This window comes from Pseudomonas sp. C9-3 (genome assembly GCF_032392015.1).
GTDB classification, from domain to species: Bacteria; Pseudomonadota; Gammaproteobacteria; order Pseudomonadales; family Pseudomonadaceae; genus Pseudomonas; species Pseudomonas nitroreducens.
Genome location: NZ_CP135919.1, coordinates 4837348 through 4855475, shown reverse-complemented (window position 1 = coordinate 4855475; position 18128 = coordinate 4837348). Strand labels below are relative to the sequence as shown.

The 18128-nt window shown below is 62.2% G+C and carries 17 protein-coding genes and 2 tRNA genes; 18 read left to right on the top strand and 1 reads right to left on the bottom strand.

Features of this window, described 5'->3' with window-relative positions; translation table 11 throughout:
- Window positions 1-12 precede the first annotated feature (12 nt).
- From leuE to RS899_RS22295, 4 genes are read left to right on the top strand one after another with little or no spacing between them, the layout of a single operon-like run.
- Window positions 13-666: a leucine efflux protein LeuE gene (gene leuE, locus RS899_RS22310; protein ID WP_141678477.1), complete on the top strand. Its 654-nt coding sequence runs from the start codon at window positions 13-15 to the stop codon at window positions 664-666.
- Between the two features lie 19 nt (window positions 667-685).
- The gene (gene carB / locus RS899_RS22305) at window positions 686-3907 is read left to right on the top strand and encodes a carbamoyl-phosphate synthase large subunit (RefSeq protein ID WP_315808099.1); all 3222 of its coding nucleotides are present in this window, start codon (window positions 686-688) and stop codon (window positions 3905-3907) included.
- The gene (gene greA / locus RS899_RS22300) at window positions 3904-4380 is read left to right on the top strand and encodes a transcription elongation factor GreA (RefSeq protein ID WP_017518953.1); all 477 of its coding nucleotides are present in this window, start codon (window positions 3904-3906) and stop codon (window positions 4378-4380) included. Before carB ends, greA begins: the two co-directional genes overlap by 4 nt.
- Before the next feature lie 10 nt (window positions 4381-4390).
- Complete coding sequence (locus tag RS899_RS22295) at window positions 4391-4795, top strand: DUF4149 domain-containing protein (protein ID WP_315810468.1); 405 nt, start codon at window positions 4391-4393, stop codon at window positions 4793-4795.
- Window positions 4796-4837: 42 nt separating this feature from the next.
- Here RS899_RS22295 and RS899_RS22290 read toward each other — a convergent pair whose 3' ends face one another.
- Complete coding sequence (locus RS899_RS22290) at window positions 4838-5152, bottom strand: YhbY family RNA-binding protein (RefSeq protein WP_024765315.1); 315 nt, start codon at window positions 5150-5152, stop codon at window positions 4838-4840.
- A gap of 79 nt (window positions 5153-5231) precedes the next feature.
- Between RS899_RS22290 and rlmE the strand changes: the two genes are divergently transcribed.
- From rlmE to rpsO, 14 genes are all read left to right on the top strand, one after another.
- The gene (rlmE, locus tag RS899_RS22285; RefSeq protein ID WP_054910606.1) at window positions 5232-5855 is read left to right on the top strand and encodes a 23S rRNA (uridine(2552)-2'-O)-methyltransferase RlmE; all 624 of its coding nucleotides are present in this window, start codon (window positions 5232-5234) and stop codon (window positions 5853-5855) included.
- Between the two features lie 201 nt (window positions 5856-6056).
- Window positions 6057-7973 (top strand): ATP-dependent zinc metalloprotease FtsH, encoded by a 1917-nt coding sequence (gene ftsH, locus RS899_RS22280; RefSeq protein ID WP_054910607.1) that lies wholly within the window; start codon window positions 6057-6059, stop codon window positions 7971-7973.
- A 9-nt stretch (window positions 7974-7982) separates the two neighbouring features.
- On the top strand, window positions 7983-8852 hold the full coding sequence (gene folP / locus RS899_RS22275; RefSeq protein ID WP_315808098.1) for a dihydropteroate synthase: 870 nt from the start codon (window positions 7983-7985) through the stop codon (window positions 8850-8852).
- Entirely contained in the window at window positions 8849-10189 is a 1341-nt protein-coding gene (glmM, locus tag RS899_RS22270) for a phosphoglucosamine mutase (RefSeq protein WP_233297199.1), read from the top strand. Before folP ends, glmM begins: the two co-directional genes overlap by 4 nt.
- A 65-nt stretch (window positions 10190-10254) precedes the next feature.
- Window positions 10255-11010: a triose-phosphate isomerase gene (gene tpiA, locus RS899_RS22265; RefSeq protein WP_054910610.1), complete on the top strand. Its 756-nt coding sequence runs from the start codon at window positions 10255-10257 to the stop codon at window positions 11008-11010.
- Window positions 11011-11012: 2 nt separating this feature from the next.
- Window positions 11013-11405 (top strand): preprotein translocase subunit SecG, encoded by a 393-nt coding sequence (gene secG, locus RS899_RS22260; protein ID WP_024765320.1) that lies wholly within the window; start codon window positions 11013-11015, stop codon window positions 11403-11405.
- Between the two features lie 16 nt (window positions 11406-11421).
- Window positions 11422-11507: transfer RNA gene (locus RS899_RS22255), tRNA-Leu, on the top strand.
- 92 nt (window positions 11508-11599) lie between these two features.
- A tRNA-Met gene (locus RS899_RS22250) sits at window positions 11600-11676 on the top strand.
- Window positions 11677-11803: 127 nt separating this feature from the next.
- Entirely contained in the window at window positions 11804-12262 is a 459-nt protein-coding gene (gene rimP / locus RS899_RS22245; RefSeq protein ID WP_024765321.1) for a ribosome maturation factor RimP, read from the top strand.
- 45 nt (window positions 12263-12307) lie between these two features.
- The gene (gene nusA / locus RS899_RS22240) at window positions 12308-13789 is read left to right on the top strand and encodes a transcription termination factor NusA (RefSeq protein WP_017518943.1); all 1482 of its coding nucleotides are present in this window, start codon (window positions 12308-12310) and stop codon (window positions 13787-13789) included.
- 27 nt (window positions 13790-13816) lie between these two features.
- Window positions 13817-16345, top strand: a complete 2529-nt coding sequence (infB, locus tag RS899_RS22235) for a translation initiation factor IF-2 (RefSeq protein ID WP_315808097.1) — start codon at window positions 13817-13819, stop codon at window positions 16343-16345.
- A gap of 106 nt (window positions 16346-16451) precedes the next feature.
- Entirely contained in the window at window positions 16452-16841 is a 390-nt protein-coding gene (gene rbfA / locus RS899_RS22230) for a 30S ribosome-binding factor RbfA (protein ID WP_169936507.1), read from the top strand.
- A gap of 3 nt (window positions 16842-16844) precedes the next feature.
- Window positions 16845-17759 (top strand): tRNA pseudouridine(55) synthase TruB, encoded by a 915-nt coding sequence (gene truB / locus RS899_RS22225; RefSeq protein WP_054910613.1) that lies wholly within the window; start codon window positions 16845-16847, stop codon window positions 17757-17759.
- 98 nt (window positions 17760-17857) lie between these two features.
- Window positions 17858-18127, top strand: a complete 270-nt coding sequence (gene rpsO, locus RS899_RS22220; RefSeq protein WP_045216763.1) for a 30S ribosomal protein S15 — start codon at window positions 17858-17860, stop codon at window positions 18125-18127.
- Window position 18128: the final 1 nt, after the last annotated feature.

The following is an 18128-nucleotide window of genomic DNA, read 5'->3' as shown; positions in this document are numbered from 1 at the left end:
TAGAAGAAGATGATGCCGACCCTGGGAATCACCGACCTCTGGACCTACGTCCTGGGTACGTTGTTCATCGTCCTGTTGCCGGGGCCGAACTCGCTGTTCGTCCTCGCCACCGCCGCCCAGCGCGGTGTGGCTTCGGGCTACCGGGCAGCGAGCGCGGTGTTCCTGGGCGATGCGATCCTGATGTTCCTGTCGGCGCTGGGTATCGCCTCGGTCCTCAAGGCCGAGCCGATGCTGTTCCTGGGCCTGAAGTACGTCGGCGCCGCTTACCTGTTCTACTTAGGGTTAGGCATGCTCCGCGGAGGCTGGCAGAAGCTGCGCCAGCCACTGGATGCGGCCGCCGCGCCGGCCAAGGAAGTGGACGTCAACCAGCCGTTCCGCAAGGCGCTGCTGCTGAGCCTGTCCAATCCCAAGGCGATCCTCTTCTTCATCTCCTTCTTCATCCAGTTCGTCGACCCGGGTTACGCCTATCCCGGCCTGTCGTTCCTGGTACTGGGCACGATCCTCGAGATCATCAGCGCCCTGTACCTCAGCTTCCTGATTTTCTCCGGTGTGCGTCTGGCGGCCTGGTTCCGTCGGCGGCAACGGCTGGCTGCCGGCGCCTCGAGCGGCGTCGGCGCCCTGTTCGTCGGCTTTGGCGTGAAGCTGGCCAGCGCAACCCTTTCCTGAATATTGCAACGAGAGTCCCATGCCCAAGCGTACAGACATCAAGAGCATCCTGATCCTCGGCGCCGGCCCGATCGTCATCGGCCAGGCCTGTGAGTTCGACTACTCCGGCGCGCAGGCCTGCAAGGCCCTGAAGGAAGAAGGCTTCCGTGTCATCCTGGTGAACTCGAACCCGGCCACCATCATGACCGACCCGGCCATGGCCGACGCCACCTACATCGAGCCGATCAAGTGGCAGACCGTCGCCAAGATCATCGAGAAGGAGCGCCCTGACGCGCTGCTGCCGACGATGGGTGGCCAGACCGCTCTGAACTGCGCCCTGGACCTGGAGCGCCACGGCGTTCTGGAACAGTTCGGCGTTGAAATGATCGGCGCCAACGCCGACACCATCGACAAGGCCGAAGACCGTTCGCGCTTCGACAAGGCCATGCGCGACATCGGCCTGGCCTGTCCGCGCTCGGGTATCGCCCACACCATGGAAGAAGCCTACGGCGTGCTGGAGAAGGTCAACTTCCCGTGCATCATCCGTCCGTCCTTCACCATGGGCGGCACCGGCGGCGGCATCGCCTACAACCGCGAAGAATTCGAAGAGATCTGCACCCGTGGTCTGGACCTGTCGCCGACCAACGAGCTGCTGATCGACGAATCGCTGATCGGCTGGAAGGAATACGAGATGGAGGTTGTCCGCGACAAGAAGGACAACTGCATCATCGTCTGCGCCATCGAGAACTTCGACCCGATGGGCGTGCACACCGGTGACTCCATCACCGTCGCGCCGGCACAGACCCTCACCGACAAGGAATACCAGATCATGCGCAACGCCTCGCTGGCGGTGCTGCGTGAGATCGGCGTGGAAACCGGCGGCTCCAACGTGCAGTTCGGCATCTGCCCGAACACCGGCCGCATGGTCGTGATCGAGATGAACCCGCGTGTATCGCGTTCCTCGGCGCTGGCTTCCAAGGCCACCGGCTTCCCGATCGCCAAGATCGCCGCCAAGCTGGCTGTCGGCTACACCCTCGACGAGCTGCAGAACGACATCACCGGCGGCCGCACCCCGGCCTCCTTCGAGCCGGCGATCGACTACGTCGTCACCAAGATCCCGCGTTTCGCCTTCGAGAAATTCCCGAAAGCCGACGCCCGCCTGACCACCCAGATGAAATCCGTGGGTGAAGTCATGGCCATCGGCCGTACCTTCCAGGAGTCCGTGCAGAAAGCCCTGCGCGGCCTGGAAGTCGGCGCCACTGGTTTCGATCCCAAGCTCGACCTGAGCAACCCGGAAGCCGAGAGCATCCTCAAGCGCGAGCTGACCGTGCCCAATGCCGACCGCATCTGGTACGTCGCCGACGCCTTCCGCGCTGGCAAGAGCATTGCCGAAGTCTTCGACCTGACCCGCATCGACGAGTGGTTCCTGGTGCAGATCGAAGACCTGATCAAGGACGAGGAGCGTGTGAAGACCCTGGGTCTGTCTGCCATCGACCGCGACCTGATGCTCAAGCTCAAGCGCAAGGGCTTCTCCGATGCGCGCCTGGCCACCCTGCTGGGTGTGACCGAGAAGAACCTGCGCAACCATCGCCACAAGCTCAAGGTGCTGCCGGTGTACAAGCGCGTGGACACCTGCGCCGCCGAATTCGCCACCGACACCGCCTACATGTACTCGACCTATGAGGAAGAGTGCGAAGCCAATCCGTCGACTCGCGACAAGATCATGATCCTGGGCGGCGGTCCGAACCGTATCGGCCAGGGCATCGAGTTCGACTACTGCTGCGTACACGCAGCGCTGGCCATGCGTGAAGACGGCTTCGAGACCATCATGGTCAACTGCAACCCGGAAACCGTCTCCACCGACTACGACACGTCCGATCGCCTGTACTTCGAGCCGGTGACCCTGGAAGACGTGCTGGAAATCGTCCGCGTCGAGCAGCCCAAGGGCGTCATCGTGCAGTATGGCGGCCAGACCCCGCTGAAACTCTGCCGCGCCCTGGAAGAAGCCGGCGTGCCGATCATCGGCACCAGCCCGGACGCCATCGACCGCGCCGAAGACCGCGAGCGCTTCCAGCAGATGGTCCAGCGCCTGAACCTGCGCCAGCCGGCCAACGCCACCGCGCGCAGCGAAGACCAGGCTCTGGAACTGTCGAAGAACATCGGCTACCCGATGGTGGTGCGCCCGTCCTACGTGCTGGGCGGCCGCGCGATGGAAATCGTCTACCAGGAAGAAGAGCTCAAGCGCTACATGCGCGAAGCCGTGAAGGTCTCCAACGACAGCCCGGTGCTGCTGGACCGCTTCCTGAACTGCGCCATCGAAGTCGACATCGATGCGGTGTGCGACGGCGAGACCGTGGTGATCGGCGCGATCATGCAGCACATCGAACAGGCCGGCGTGCACTCCGGTGACTCCGCCTGCTCGCTGCCTCCGTACTCGCTGCCGCAGCACATCCAGGACGAGATCCGTGAGCAGGTCAAGAAGATGGCCCTGGAGCTCGGCGTGGTCGGCCTGATGAACGTGCAGATGGCCGTGCAGGGCGAAGACATCTACGTGATCGAGGTGAACCCGCGCGCGTCCCGTACCGTGCCGTTCGTCTCCAAGTGCATCGGCGAGTCGCTGGCGAAAGTTGCGGCCCGCGTCATGGCTGGCAAGTCCCTGGCCGAAGTCGGCTTCACCCAGGAGGTGATCCCGCCGTACTATAGCGTCAAGGAAGCGGTGTTCCCGTTCGCCAAGTTCCCCGGCGTCGACCCGATCCTCGGCCCAGAGATGAAGTCCACTGGCGAGGTGATGGGTGTCGGCGACAGCTTCGGTGAGGCATTCGCCAAGGCCCAGCTGGGCGCCAGCGAAATCCTGCCGAACGCCGGTTGCGCCTTCATCAGCGTCCGCGAGGACGACAAGCCGCAAGCCGTTCAGGTCGCCCGCGATCTGGTCGCGCTGGGCTTCGAGGTGGTTGCCACTGCTGGCACCGCCAAGGTGATCGAGGCTGCCGGCCTGCCGGTGCGTCGCGTGAACAAGGTGACCGAGGGCCGTCCTCACGTGGTCGACATGATCAAGAATGACGAAGTCACCCTGATCATCAACACCACCGAAGGTCGTCAGTCCATCGCTGACTCTTACTCCATCCGTCGTAACGCCCTGCAGCACAAGATCTACTGCACCACCACCATTGCGGCGGGTCAGGCGATCTGTGAGGCGCTCAAGTTCGGTCCCGAGAAGACCGTTCGCCGTCTGCAGGATCTCCATGCAGGAATCAACGCATGAGCAAATTTCCAATGACCGTCCAGGGCGCTCGCGCCCTGGAAGAAGAACTGAAGTACCTGAAGACCGTTCTGCGCCCGCAGATCACCCAGGCCATCGCCGAAGCGCGTGAGCTGGGTGACCTGAAGGAAAACGCCGAATACCATGCAGCCCGTGAGCAGCAGGGTATGTCCGAGGCGCGCATCCGCGACATCGAGGCCAAGCTGTCCAACGCGCAGATCATCGACGTGACCACCATCCCGCACAGCGGCAAGGTGATCTTCGGTACGACCGTGGATATCGCCAATGTCGAAACCGACGAGACGGTGACCTACCAGATCGTCGGTGACGACGAGGCGGACATCAAGAACAGCAAGATCTCCGTCAACTCGCCGATCGCCCGAGCGCTGATTGGCAAGACCGAAGGTGATGCCGTTCTGGTGAAGACTCCGGGCGGCGACGTCGAGTACGAGATCGTTGAAGTCCGTCACGCCTGATCGGCAATCCCTGAGCGCAGGCACCATCAGTTGGCTGCTGGCCCAGACATTCTGGGTCGGCGGCCTGTGGTTGCTGCAGTTCGTGGTGTTGCCTGCATTGGACAAGATCGGCCTGGCCCCGCTGCTGGTGGAGTCCGTCTCCGATGCGCTGAAGCCGTTGCTGCTGGGGTTTGCCGGTTTCTGCGTGCTGCTCCAGGCCCTGGTGCTCTGGCAGGCGCGCGGGTTCGCTGCCTTCACCCGTGAAACGCGAGGGCAATTGCTGCTCACCGTGCTGGTGATGGTGGTGGCTTATTTCGTGGTACGCCAGGTAGCGCCGGACGCTCAGCGCTGGCTGCTATTCAACTACCTGGTGGTGGCGCTGTGCGGTCTGCTGCTGGTGCTGCAGCCGGCGCCTGGGCGGGACGAGCGGGTCTGACGCAGCGGAGCCTTGCCGGCTCCGCGTTGCCGGTCTTGACTGTCAGAGGCCGCTGAAGCGGCTGATGTTCGACAGGTTCTTGTTCGGCTTCGGATTGCGGCGATAGATCAGTGCCATCTTGCCGATGGTCTGAACCAGCTCGCAGCTGCCGTTCTGGCAAAGTTCGTCGATCAGCGCGCGACGGTCGTCGCGTTCAGTGATGCGGAACTGCACCTTGATCAGTTCATGATCGTTGAGCGCGCGCTCAAGCTCGGCCATCACGCCTTCCGAAAGACCGTTTTCAGCAACGGTCAATACGGGTTTCAGGTGATGCCCGATAGATTTGAACTGCTTTTTCTGCTCCTGAGAGAGCGCCATAATCTGACCCCTGGTAAAAAAGGCGGATATTCTACCCGAGTTTCGGTACTACCGGGATGCCGCTCAGACGAGGTAATACGTGGCCCGTTCCAAGACTAGCCATCGCTGGCTGAAAGAACATTTCGACGATCCGTACGTGAAGATGGCACAGCGTGACGGTTATCGCTCGCGCGCCAGCTACAAGCTGCTGGAAATCCAGGAGAAGGATCGCATTCTGCGCCCCGGCATGACCGTGGTCGACCTCGGCGCAGCGCCGGGCGGCTGGTCGCAGGTCACCAGTCGGGTGATCGGTGACAAGGGTACCCTGATCGCTTCGGACATCCTGCCGATGGACAGCATCCCGGATGTCACCTTCATCCAGGGTGACTTCACGGAGGACGAGGTCTTCGCCCAGTTGCTCGCGGCCATCGGAGAAAATCCGGTAGACCTTGTGATTTCCGATATGGCCCCCAATATGAGTGGACTGCCCGCCGTGGACATGCCCCGTGCGATGTTCCTCTGCGAGCTGGCCCTGGACCTGTGCACCCGTGTGCTGCGTCCGGGTGGCGATTTCCTGATCAAGATTTTCCAGGGTGAGGGTTTCGACGCTTACCACAAGCAGGTTCGCGAGAACTTCGAGAAGGTGCAGATGCGCAAGCCGCTGTCGTCCCGCGACCGTTCGCGGGAGCAGTATCTGCTCGCACGAGGCTTTCGCGGCGCCTAGACTGGAATGATTGGGCCGGCTTCTGGTCTATGCCTTGCAGGTTTTGCTTGTACCGGTGAAAGCCGGGGTTCATAAAGGGTTACAGACGGCGCCTGCCTGGCGGCGGGCGTTGTGTAGTAATTTTGGCCGGAAGGAGTCTGGCCGTCGTGAGAAGCGGTTTCCAGGGCGGAGCCGGCTTCAGAGGGTAGTCAATTGAACGACATGGCAAAGAACCTGATTCTGTGGCTGATCATCGCGGCGGTACTCGTCACCGTGATGAACAACTTCTCCAGCCCGAGCGAGCCGCAGACGCTCAACTATTCGGACTTCATCCAGCAGGTGAAGGACGGCAAGGTCGAGCGCGTGACCGTGGACGGCGCGGTCATCACTGGCAAGCGCCAGGACGGTGACACCTTCAAGACCATCCGCCCGGCCATCGCCGACAACGGCCTGATTGGCGACCTGGTCAACAACAACGTCGTTGTTGAAGGCAAGCAGCCCGAGCAGCAGAGCATCTGGACTCAGCTCCTGGTGGCCAGCTTCCCGATCCTGGTGATCATCGCCGTCTTCATGTTCTTCATGCGCCAGATGCAGGGCGGCGGCGGTGGCCGCGGCGGCCCGATGAGCTTCGGCAAGAGCAAGGCGCGCCTGCTGTCGGAAGACCAGGTGAAGACCACCTTCGCCGACGTCGCCGGTTGCGACGAGGCCAAGGAAGAAGTCAGCGAACTGGTGGAATTCCTCCGCGATCCGGGCAAGTTCCAGCGCCTGGGCGGTCGTATCCCGCGCGGCGTGCTGATGGTCGGCCCGCCCGGTACCGGTAAGACCTTGCTCGCCAAGGCCATCGCCGGCGAAGCCAAGGTACCGTTCTTCACCATTTCCGGTTCGGACTTCGTGGAAATGTTCGTCGGCGTGGGCGCCTCGCGCGTTCGCGACATGTTCGACCAGGCCAAGAAGCACGCGCCCTGCATCATCTTCATCGACGAGATCGACGCCGTCGGCCGCCATCGTGGTGCCGGCCTGGGTGGCGGTCACGACGAGCGCGAGCAGACCCTCAACCAGTTACTGGTGGAGATGGACGGCTTCGAGATGAATGACGGCATCATCGTCATCGCCGCGACCAACCGTCCGGACGTGCTCGATCCCGCGTTGCTGCGTCCAGGCCGCTTCGACCGCCAGGTAGTGGTTGGCCTGCCGGACATTCGTGGCCGTGAGCAGATTCTCAAAGTACACATGCGCAAGGTCCCGCTGGGCGACAACGTCGATCCGGCCGTGATCGCGCGCGGTACGCCAGGCTTCTCTGGTGCCGACCTGGCCAACCTGGTCAACGAGGCCTCGCTGTTCGCCGCTCGTTCCAACAAGCGCATCGTCGACATGCGCGAGTTCGAACTGGCCAAGGACAAGATCATGATGGGCGCCGAGCGCAAGACCATGGTCATGTCCGAGAAGGAGAAGAAGAACACCGCGTTCCACGAAGCCGGTCACGCTATCGTTGGTCGCCTGGTTCCGGAGCACGATCCGGTCTACAAGGTTTCCATCATTCCGCGCGGCCGCGCCCTGGGCGTGACCATGTTCCTGCCGGAAGAGGATCGTTACAGCCTGTCCAAGCGTGCCCTGGAAAGCCAGATCTGCTCGCTGTTCGGTGGCCGTATCGCCGAAGAGATGACCCTGGGCTTCGAAGGTGTCACCACCGGTGCTTCCAACGACATCATGCGGGCCACTCAACTGGCGCGGAACATGGTGACCAAGTGGGGCCTGTCGGAAAAGCTCGGTCCGCTGATGTACGCGGAAGAAGAGGGCGAGGTCTTCCTCGGCCGTAGCGCCGGCGGCCAGCACTCCAATATCTCGGGTGAAACTGCCAAGCTGATCGACCAGGAAGTGCGCCGCATCATCGACGACTGCTACGGCACCGCCAAGCGATTGCTGGAAGAGAACCGTGACAAGCTCGACATGATGGCCGACGCGCTGATGAAGTACGAAACCATCGATGCCGATCAGATCGACGACATCATGGCCGGCCGCGACCCGCGCGAGCCGCGTGACTGGCAAGGTGGCAACTCCGGCTCTTCCGGCAACGCTGCTGCGCCCCGCGACGAAGGTCGCCAGGAAAACCCCATTGGCGGGCCTGCCGGCGAACACTGAGAACACTGAATGAGTTCGTTGTACCACCCGACCCGGTTGCCTTGCGGCAACCGGGTTCTTGATTTAAGTCGCCCGCACGTCATGGGCATCCTCAATGTCACTCCTGACTCCTTCTCTGACGGTGGGTGCTTCAATCGGCACGACGCTGCATTGCGGCATGCCGCGGAGATGGTCGCGGCCGGCGCCACGCTGATCGATATTGGCGGCGAGTCGACCCGCCCCGGTGCTCGCGTGGTTTCGCCCACCGAGGAGCTGGAGCGCGTCGCGCCGGTGGTCGAGGCCGTTGCCCGCGAACTGGATGTGGTGATCTCGGTAGATACCTCCACCCCGGCGGTGATGCGTGAAACCGCTCGTCTCGGGGCTGGGCTGATCAACGACGTGCGCTCCCTGCAGCGTGATGGGGCCCTGGATGCTGCTGTCGACACGGGGCTTCCGGTTTGCCTGATGCATATGCGCGGCGAGCCGGGGAACATGCAGGATGATCCGCGTTATCCGAATATCCTCGAGGAAGTCCGCGACTTCCTCGAGGAACGCATCGCGGTCTGCGAAGCCGTGGGCATTGCCCGCGAGCGGATCGTCATCGATCCTGGCTTCGGTTTTGCCAAGACTCAGAGTCACAACCTGAATCTGTTCCGGCAGATGGGGAGCCTGATGTCGATGGGCTGCCCATTGCTGGTCGGTGTTTCGCGCAAGAGCATGGTCGGGCGCGCGCTCGGTCGTGAGGTGGGCGAGCGCCTGTACGGTAGCCTAGCCCTTGCGGCTCTGGCGGTCGCCAAGGGAGCCAGCATTATCCGCGTCCATGATGTCGCCGAGACGGTGGATGTGGTCCGAATGATTCACGCAGTGGAAAGTGCAACAGAAGAGGGGATGCCCGCATGAGCAGGAAGTATTTTGGTACCGATGGAATTCGCGGACGCGTAGGCACCCCGCCGATCACCCCAGACTTCGTGCTCAAGCTGGGTTGGGCCGTGGGCATGGCATTCCGTCAGCAGGGCAAGTGTCGCGTCCTGGTGGGCAAGGACACGCGGATTTCCGGCTACATGTTCGAGTCCGCGCTGGAGGCTGGCTTGTCCGCCGCCGGTGCCGACGTGATGCTGCTGGGCCCCATGCCGACCCCGGGAATCGCCTATTTGACCCGTACCTTCCATGCGGAGGCGGGCATCGTTATCAGTGCCTCGCACAATCCGCACGACGACAACGGCATCAAATTCTTCTCCGGCCAGGGCACCAAGCTGCCGGACGAGGTGGAGCTGATCATCGAGGAGCTTCTCGATGCGCCGATGACGGTCGTCGAGTCCGCCCGCCTGGGAAAGGTCTCGCGGATCAACGATGCCGCCGGCCGCTACATCGAGTTCTGCAAGAGCAGCGTGCCATCGAACACCAGTTTCGCCGGTCTGCGTATCGCGCTCGATTGCGCCCATGGTGCGACGTACAAGATCGCTCCCAATGTATTCCGGGAGTTGGGTGCCGAAGTGTTTGTCATCGGTGCGGAGCCCAACGGCCTGAACATCAATGACCAGTGCGGCTCCACCCACATGGGAGCGCTGCAGGAGGCCGTGCTGGCCCATCATGCGGATATCGGTATCGCCTTCGACGGCGACGGCGACCGGGTGATGTTGGTCGATCACACCGGCACCATCGTTGATGGTGATGAGATCCTCTACCTCATTGCGCGCGACATGCTCGATCGCGGCAAGCTGCACGGTGGTGTGGTAGGGACTCTGATGAGCAACCTGGGGCTGGAGTTGGCTCTGCAGGATCTGCACATTCCCTTCGCTCGTGCCAAGGTAGGGGACCGCTATGTGATGTCCGAGTTGCAGTCGCGCAACTGGCAACTGGGTGGAGAGAATTCCGGCCATGTGGTCTGCTGCCAGCACACCACGACCGGTGATGCGATCATCGCCGCGCTGCAGGTGCTGATGGCGCTGAAAACCCGAGGTCAGAACCTGGCCGAGGCGCGCATGGGCATTCGCAAGTGTCCGCAAGTGCTGATCAACGTACGCTTTGCTGGTGGCGGGGTAGACCCGTTGGAGCATCCGGCGGTGAAGGAAGCCTGCGCCAAGGTGACCGAAGAGATGGCCGGCCGTGGTCGCGTGCTGCTGCGCAAGTCCGGCACCGAGCCATTGGTGCGGGTGATGGTCGAGGGCGACGAGGAAGCACGCGTGCGCGCCTATGCCGAGCAGCTGGCAAAAGTGGTTACAGAGGTATGTGCTTGATTTCTCTTGTCAGTTCCAAAAGCGTCGAGTAATATCTGCGCCCACTTTGCTCAGCGAGGTACAGCATGCGTCGACCCTTGGTGGCCGGTAATTGGAAAATGCACGGTACCCGCTCCAGCGTAACGGAGCTGATCAAAGGCCTGCGTCAACTGGCTCTTCCCACGGGTGTCGATGTGGCGGTGTTTCCGCCTTGTCTGTACATCAATCAGGTCGTCCAAGGCCTGAATGGAAAGGCGGTTGCCGTCGGTGCGCAGAATTGCGCGGTTGAGCCGATGCAGGGCGCCCTCACGGGCGAAGTCGCAGCCAGCCAGTTGGCGGATGCGAGTTGCTCCCTGGTGCTGGTCGGTCACTCCGAGCGTCGCCTGATTCTGGGTGAGAGCGATGGTGTGGTCAGTCGCAAGTTTGCGGCGGCTCAATCGTGTGGCCTGATTCCGATCCTGTGCGTGGGTGAAACCCGTGAGCAGCGTGAGGCGGGCAAGACTCTTGAGGTTGTCGGGCGCCAGTTGGGCTCGGTAATCGAAGATCTCGGTGTCGGGGCTTTTTCCCGCGCCGTTGTGGCTTACGAGCCGGTGTGGGCGATTGGGACGGGGCTGACCGCTTCTCCCGAGCAAGCCCAGGAAGTACATGCGGCGATTCGCTCGCAGATCTCGGCGGAAAACGCAGAGGTGGCAAGCGGCCTTCGTCTCCTGTACGGCGGCAGCGTCAAGGCAGCCAGTGCTGCCCAGCTGTTCGCGATGCCGGATATCGATGGGGGGCTCATTGGTGGGGCTTCCCTGAATGCGGATGAGTTCGGTGCGATCTGTCGCGCCGCAGGAAACTGAAGATGTTGGAAACAGTTGTAATCGTGATTCACCTGCTGATGGCGCTGGGTCTGGTTGTGCTGGTCCTGCTTCAGCAAGGCAAGGGTGCTGACGCTGGTGCGTCGTTCGGTGCAGGTGCTTCGGCCACCGTTTTCGGTAGCCAAGGTTCTGCTACCTTCCTGAGCCGCTTTACTGCTATACTCGCTGCGGTTTTTTTCATTACCAGCTTGGGTTTAGCGTATTTTGCTAAAGAAAAAGCTGATATGATTCGTCACGCTGGGCTTCCTGATCCAGCAGTGATGGAGCAGAAGCAGGAACAGGCTCCGGCAGCTAGCGATGTGCCGGGCGCGCAAGGGCAACCTCAAGCCCCTGCAGGCGGTAACGGCGACGTTCCGGCGGCTCCTGAGCAGAAGTAAGCAGGCAAGAGTTTTTGCCGAGGTGGTGGAATTGGTAGACACGCTACCTTGAGGTGGTAGTGGCCATAGGCTGTAGGGGTTCGAGTCCCCTCCTCGGTACCATATACGAAAGGGCCCGCAGTGCGGGCCTTGTCGTTTCGGAGTTTCGGTTGACCTTCAAGGGGCTCAACCGTATAATTTCGCACCAGCTTTGACGCGGGATGGAGCAGTCTGGTAGCTCGTCGGGCTCATAACCCGAAGGTCGTTGGTTCAAATCCAGCTCCCGCAACCAGTTTGGCAGAGCCCCTTTTCAGGGGCTTTTTGCTAGCTGGACAGTCCGCGCCGCCAGTTCAGGGCGGTCCTTAAGGGATGGGCGTTTCGCCCATTTTTTGTTTCTACAGCATACGCGAGGCGATCAGGTGTCGAGCAAGCTAGAACAGTTGCAGGCCTTGTTGGCCCCTGTAGTAGAAGCGCTCGGCTATGAGTGCTGGGGCCTGGAGTTCATTTCCCAAGGTCGCCATTCCCTGCTCCGGGTTTATATCGACCGTGCGGAAGGCATCCTGATCGACGACTGCGAAATCGTCAGTCGTCAGGTCAGTGGCATCCTCGACGTGGAAGACCCGATCAGTGGCGAGTACACCCTGGAGGTGTCGTCGCCCGGTATGGATCGGCCGCTCTTCACACTCGAACAGTTCGCCCGCTATGTCGGCGAGCAGGTGAAGATCAAGCTGCGCACGCCCTTCGAACGGCGGCGCAATTTCCAGGGCATTCTCCGTGGTGTGGAGGAGCAGGATGTGGTGGTCCTGGTGGATGACCATGAATACCTGCTGCCGGTCGACTCGATCGACAAGGCCAACATCATTCCCCGATTTGAGTGAGCCGCCAGAGCGCGGATTCCAATGGATTGAAAGGCGAGGCGTACGATGAGCAAAGAAGTACTGCTGGTTGTTGAGTCGGTATCCAACGAGAAGGGTGTACCGCCTGGCGTGATTTTCGAAGCGCTGGAGCTGGCCCTGGCAACCGCGACCAAAAAGCGTTTCGAGGACGAGGTTGATCTGCGCGTGGAAATCAACCGCGCCAACGGCAACTACGAAACCTTCCGTCGCTGGACCATCGTCGAAGACGAGGACTACTCCAATCCGGCGTCTGAACTGACCGTCGAAGACGTGCAGGAAGAGCACCCCGGCATGAAGGCCGGTGAAGTCATCGAAGAGAAGATCGAATCCATCGAGTTCGGCCGCATCGCCGCACAGACCGCCAAGCAGGTCATCGTGCAGAAGGTGCGCGAAGCCGAGCGCGCTCAGGTGGTCGACGCCTACCGCGAGAAGGTCAACGAGATCATCTCCGGCACCGTCAAGAAGGTCACCCGCGACAACGTGATCGTCGACCTGGGCAACAACGCCGAAGCGCTGTTGGCCCGCGACCAGATCATCCCGCGTGAAACCTTCCGCGTCGGCACCCGCGTGCGTGCCCTGCTGAAGGAAATTCGCAGCGAGAACCGTGGTCCTCAGCTGATCCTGTCGCGTACCGCGCCGGAAATGCTGATCGAGCTGTTCCGCATCGAAGTACCGGAAATCGCCGAGCAGCTGATCGACGTGATGGCCGCCGCCCGTGACCCGGGTTCGCGCGCCAAGATCGCCGTTCGCTCCAAGGACAAGCGTATCGACCCGCAGGGCGCCTGCATCGGTATGCGTGGCTCCCGCGTCCAGGCCGTCTCCGGCGAACTGGGTGGCGAGCGTGTGGACATCGTCCTTTGGGACGACAACCCCGCGCAGTTCGTGATCAATGCCATGGCCCCGGCCGAAGTGGCGGCGATCATCGTCGACGAAGATACCCACACCATGGATATCGCCGTTGCCGAAGACAACCTGGCCCAGGCCATTGGCCGTAGTGGCCAGAACGTACGTCTGGCCAGCCAGCTCACCGGCTGGACCCTGAACGTGATGACCGAGGCCGATATCCAGGCCAAACAGCAGGCTGAAACTGGCGACATCCTGCAGCGCTTTGTCGACGAGCTGGATGTCGACGAAGAGCTCGCCCAGGTACTGGTGGAGGAAGGCTTCACCACCCTGGAAGAAATCGCCTACGTACCGATGGAAGAGATGCTCAGCATCGACGGCTTCGACGAAGACATCGTCAACGAGCTGCGCTCGCGCGCCAAGGATCGCCTGCTGACCAAAGCCATCGCCACTGAAGAAAAACTTGCCGACGCACAACCTGCCGAAGACCTGCTCAGCCTCGATGGCATGACCAAAGAGCTGGCCGTGGACCTGGCGCTGCGCGGTGTAACCACCCGTGAAGATCTTGCCGAGCAATCGATTGACGATCTGCTCGACATCGACGGCATGGATGAAGAGCGTGCTGGCAAGTTGATCATGGCCGCCCGGGCCCATTGGTTCGAGTAAGCATTCGCGGCCTGAGGAGAGAAGTGCATGACGCAAGTCACGGTGAAAGAACTGGCCAAGACGGTCGATACGCCGGTGGAGCGCCTGCTGCAGCAGATGCGCGAAGCGGGTCTGCCCCATAACAATGCCGAGCAGGTGGTGACCGACAGCGAGAAGCAAGCGCTGCTGGCCCACCTGAAAGGCAGCCACGGTGATCGCGCGGATGAGCCGCGCAAGATCACCCTGCAACGCAAGACCACTTCGACCTTGAAAGTCGCTGGCAGCAAGACCGTCAGCGTCGAGGTTCGCAAGAAGAAAACCTACGTCAAGCGCGATCCCGAAGAGCTTGAGGCCGAGCGCCAGCGCGAGCTGGAAGAGCAGCGCGTCGCTGAAGAAGCGGTGCGTCTGAAGGCCGAGGAAGAGGCCCGTCAGCGCGCTGCTGAGGAAGAGGCCCGCCGCCAGGCGGATGCCGCTCGCCAGGCTGCTACTACCTCTGCGCCTGCCGCTGCTGCGGTTGCTGCCGACGCCCCGCGCGCCGCGGCTCCTGCTCCGGCTGTGCCGGCCGCTGCTGCTCCTGCTGCGGATGACCGCAAGAAGGAAGAGCCGCGTCGTGTGCCCAAGCGTGACGAGGAAGACGAGCGCCGCGATCGCAAGCATGCCCAGCATCGCCCGTCGATCAAGGAAAAGGAAAAGACCACCGCGCCGCGCGTCGTGCGCAGTGGTGGTGACGACGACGACAGCTTTGGCCGTCGCGGCGGTGGCCGTGGCAAGGGCAAGCTGAAGAAGCGTAACCAGCACGGGTTCCAGAGCCCGACAGGACCGATTGTGCGTGAAGTAAATATCGGTGAGACCATCACCGTGGCCGAACTGGCTGCGCAGATGTCGGTGAAGGGCGCTGAAGTCGTCAAGTTCATGTTCAAGATGGGCACCCCGGTGACCATCAACCAGGTACTCGACCAGGAGACCGCCCAGCTGATCGCCGAAGAACTTGGCCACAAGGTCAAGCTGGTCAGCGAGAACGCCCTGGAAGAGCAACTGGCCGAGTCGCTGAAGTTCGAAGGTGAGGCGGTTTCCCGTGCGCCGGTCGTGACCGTGATGGGCCACGTCGACCACGGCAAGACCTCGCTGCTCGACTATATCCGTCGTGCGAAGGTTGCAGCGGGCGAAGCCGGCGGCATCACCCAGCACATCGGCGCCTACCACGTGGAAACCGACCGCGGCATGGTCACCTTCCTCGACACCCCTGGCCACGCCGCGTTCACCGCGATGCGTGCCCGTGGTGCCCAGGCGACCGACATCGTCATCCTCGTGGTGGCAGCGGACGACGGCGTGATGCCGCAGACCCAGGAAGCCGTGCAGCACGCGAAAGCGGCTGGCGTGCCGATCGTGGTCGCGGTGAACAAGATCGACAAGCCCGATGCCAACCCGGACAACATCAAGAACGGCCTGGCCGCTCTGGACGTGATCCCGGAAGAGTGGGGCGGCGATGCTCCGTACGTTCACGTTTCCGCGAAGCTGGGTACCGGCGTCGACGAGTTGCTCGAAGCCGTACTGCTGCAGGCTGAAGTACTCGAACTCAAAGCTACTCCGTCGGCCCCGGGCCGTGGCGTGGTGGTCGAGTCCCGTCTGGACAAGGGCCGTGGCCCGGTAGCCACCGTGCTGGTCCAGGATGGCACCCTGCGTCAGGGCGACATGGTGCTGGTCGGCGTCAACTACGGCCGCGTCCGTGCGATGCTCGACGAGAACGGCAAGCCGATCAAGGAAGCCGGCCCGTCGATCCCTGTCGAGATCCTCGGCCTGGACGGCACCCCGGATGCCGGTGACGAGATGACCGTGGTCGCCGACGAGAAGAAGGCCCGCGAAGTCGCTCTGTTCCGTCAGGGCAAGTTCCGCGAAGTGAAACTGGCTCGTGCCCACGCCGGCAAGCTGGAAAACATCTTCGAGAACATGGGCCAGGAAGAGAAGAAGACCCTCAACATCGTCCTCAAGTCCGATGTCCGTGGTTCGCTGGAAGCCCTGCAGGGCTCGCTCAGTGGCCTGGGCAACGACGAGGTGCAGGTTCGCGTGGTCGGTGGCGGCGTCGGTGGTATCACCGAGTCCGATGCCAACCTGGCGCTGGCCTCCAACGCGGTGCTGTTCGGCTTCAACGTCCGTGCTGACGCTGGTGCGCGCAAGATCGTCGAGTCCGAAGGCCTCGACATGCGTTACTACAACGTGATCTACGACATCATCGAAGACGTCAAGAAAGCCCTGACCGGCATGCTCGGCAGCGATGTTCGCGAGAACATCCTGGGTATCGCCGAAGTGCGTGACGTGTTCCGTTCGCCGAAGTTCGGCGCGGTCGCCGGCTGCATGGTCACCGAGGGTCTGGTGCACCGCAACCGTCCGATCCGTGTACTGCGCGACGACGTGGTCATCTTCGAAGGCGAGCTGGAATCCCTGCGTCGCTTCAAGGATGACGTCTCCGAAGTTCGTGCCGGCATGGAGTGCGGTATCGGCGTGAAGAGCTACAACGACGTCCGCGTCGGCGACAAGATCGAAGTGTTCGAGAAGGTCGAAGTCGCTCGTACTCTGTAAGGGTATTCGAGCGTGAACGCAGCGCCCGGGCCAGCTAACCAGCTGCCCCGGGCGTTTGCCGCTTTCAGGCCCGGAGCCTCATGGCCCGGGTAAGTAGGTTAGGAAAATGGCCAAAGAGTACAGCCGTACCCAGCGTATCGGCGACCAGATGCAGCGCGAACTGGCGCTGCTGATCCAGCGTGAAATCAAGGACCCCCGTCTGGGCCTGGTGACCATCACCGGCGTCGACGTGGCGCGTGACCTGTCCCATGCCAAGGTGTACGTCACCGTGATGGGCCAGGACGACAATGCCGAAGTGGTGAAGCAGAACACCAGCATCCTCAACGATGCCGCGGGCTTCCTGCGCATGCAATTGGGCAAGGCGATGAAACTGCGCACCGTGCCGCAACTGCACTTCAGCTATGACGCCAGTATTCGCCGTGGTGCCGAACTGTCGGCGCTGATCGAGCGCGCAGTGGCAGCCGATCGCCGTCATGGCGGCGATTCCGAGGAGTAAAGCGTGGCCCAGGTGAAACGCATTCGCCGCGCGGTCAACGGCGTGCTGATTCTCGACAAGCCGCGTGGCATGAGTTCCAACCAGGCCCTGCAGAAGGTGCGCTGGCTGCTCAATGCCGAGAAGGCCGGCCATACCGGCAGCCTCGACCCGCTGGCCACTGGTGTCCTGCCACTGTGCTTCGGCGAGGCGACCAAGTTCTCCCAGTACCTGCTCGATGCCGACAAGGCCTACGAGACCGTCGCCCAGCTGGGCGTGACCACCACCACCGGCGATGCCGAGGGCGAGGTCCTTGAACAGCGCGAGGTGACCATTGGTCGGGACGCCATCGAGGCCATGCTGCCGCGTTTCCGTGGCGACATAGAGCAGGTGCCGCCGATGTACTCGGCCCTGAAGAAGGATGGTCAGCCGTTGTACAAGCTGGCTCGTGCAGGAGAGGTAGTGGAGCGCGAGGCGCGTTCTGTTACTATTGCGCGCCTGGATTTGCTCGCCTTCGAGTCGCCCTGTGCGACGCTGGCCGTTTCCTGCAGCAAGGGCACCTACATTCGCACCCTGGTCGAAGACCTCGGCGGCGAACTCGGGTGTGGTGCACACGTTGCCGCCCTGCGCCGGACCCAGGCCGGACCTTTCCAGCTGAACCAGTCGGTGACGTTGGAGGAGCTCGAGAAAGTCCATGCCGAGGGTGGCAATGAAGCCCTCGACCGTTTCCTGCTGCCGGTGGATGCCGGGCTGGAACACTGGCCGCTGTTGCAGCTCTCCGAGCACAGCGCCTATTACTGGCTGCATGGTCAGCCAGTGCGCGCTCCCGAGATGCCGAAGTTCGGCATGCTGCGGGTGCAGGATCACGAAGGCCGCTTCATCGGAATCGGTGAAGTGGTCGAAGACGGGCGCCTGGCGCCGCGTCGACTGATTCGGTCGTAAGGCCGAAACCGAGGGTGGCTGTCAGCAGGCACGGTCACTCCTCTTATTATGAACACAGGGAGAAGTCCCTGGCCTGTTACCTCAGAGGAAGCCCCATCATGGCACTGAGCGTCCAAGAAAAAGCCCAGATCGTCAACGAGTACAAGCAAGCTGAAGGCGACACCGGTTCCCCGGAAGTGCAGGTTGCACTGCTGTCCGCCAACATCAACAAGCTGCAGGACCACTTCAAGGCCAACGGCAAAGACCACCACTCCCGTCGTGGCCTGATCCGTATGGTTAACCAGCGTCGTAAGCTGCTGGACTACCTGAAGGGTAAGGACACCTCTCGTTACAGCGCCCTGATCGGTCGCCTGGGCCTGCGTCGCTAAG

What these genes read in the sequence shown, in the direction of transcription:
- RS899_RS22290 (WP_024765315.1), bottom strand. Translation starts at nt 5,152, where the DNA reads ATGGCGCTCTCTCAGGAGCAGAAAAAGCAGTTCAAATCTATCGGGCAT.
- tpiA (WP_054910610.1), top strand. Translation starts at nt 10,255, where the DNA reads ATGCGTCGACCCTTGGTGGCCGGTAATTGGAAAATGCACGGTACCCGC.
- greA (WP_017518953.1), top strand. Translation starts at nt 3,904, where the DNA reads ATGAGCAAATTTCCAATGACCGTCCAGGGCGCTCGCGCCCTGGAAGAA.
- carB (WP_315808099.1), top strand. Translation starts at nt 686, where the DNA reads ATGCCCAAGCGTACAGACATCAAGAGCATCCTGATCCTCGGCGCCGGC.
- rpsO (WP_045216763.1), top strand. Translation starts at nt 17,858, where the DNA reads ATGGCACTGAGCGTCCAAGAAAAAGCCCAGATCGTCAACGAGTACAAG.
- glmM (WP_233297199.1), top strand. Translation starts at nt 8,849, where the DNA reads ATGAGCAGGAAGTATTTTGGTACCGATGGAATTCGCGGACGCGTAGGC.
- folP (WP_315808098.1), top strand. Translation starts at nt 7,983, where the DNA reads ATGAGTTCGTTGTACCACCCGACCCGGTTGCCTTGCGGCAACCGGGTT.
- secG (WP_024765320.1), top strand. Translation starts at nt 11,013, where the DNA reads ATGTTGGAAACAGTTGTAATCGTGATTCACCTGCTGATGGCGCTGGGT.
- ftsH (WP_054910607.1), top strand. Translation starts at nt 6,057, where the DNA reads ATGGCAAAGAACCTGATTCTGTGGCTGATCATCGCGGCGGTACTCGTC.
- nusA (WP_017518943.1), top strand. Translation starts at nt 12,308, where the DNA reads ATGAGCAAAGAAGTACTGCTGGTTGTTGAGTCGGTATCCAACGAGAAG.
- rbfA (WP_169936507.1), top strand. Translation starts at nt 16,452, where the DNA reads ATGGCCAAAGAGTACAGCCGTACCCAGCGTATCGGCGACCAGATGCAG.
- leuE (WP_141678477.1), top strand. Translation starts at nt 13, where the DNA reads ATGCCGACCCTGGGAATCACCGACCTCTGGACCTACGTCCTGGGTACG.
- infB (WP_315808097.1), top strand. Translation starts at nt 13,817, where the DNA reads ATGACGCAAGTCACGGTGAAAGAACTGGCCAAGACGGTCGATACGCCG.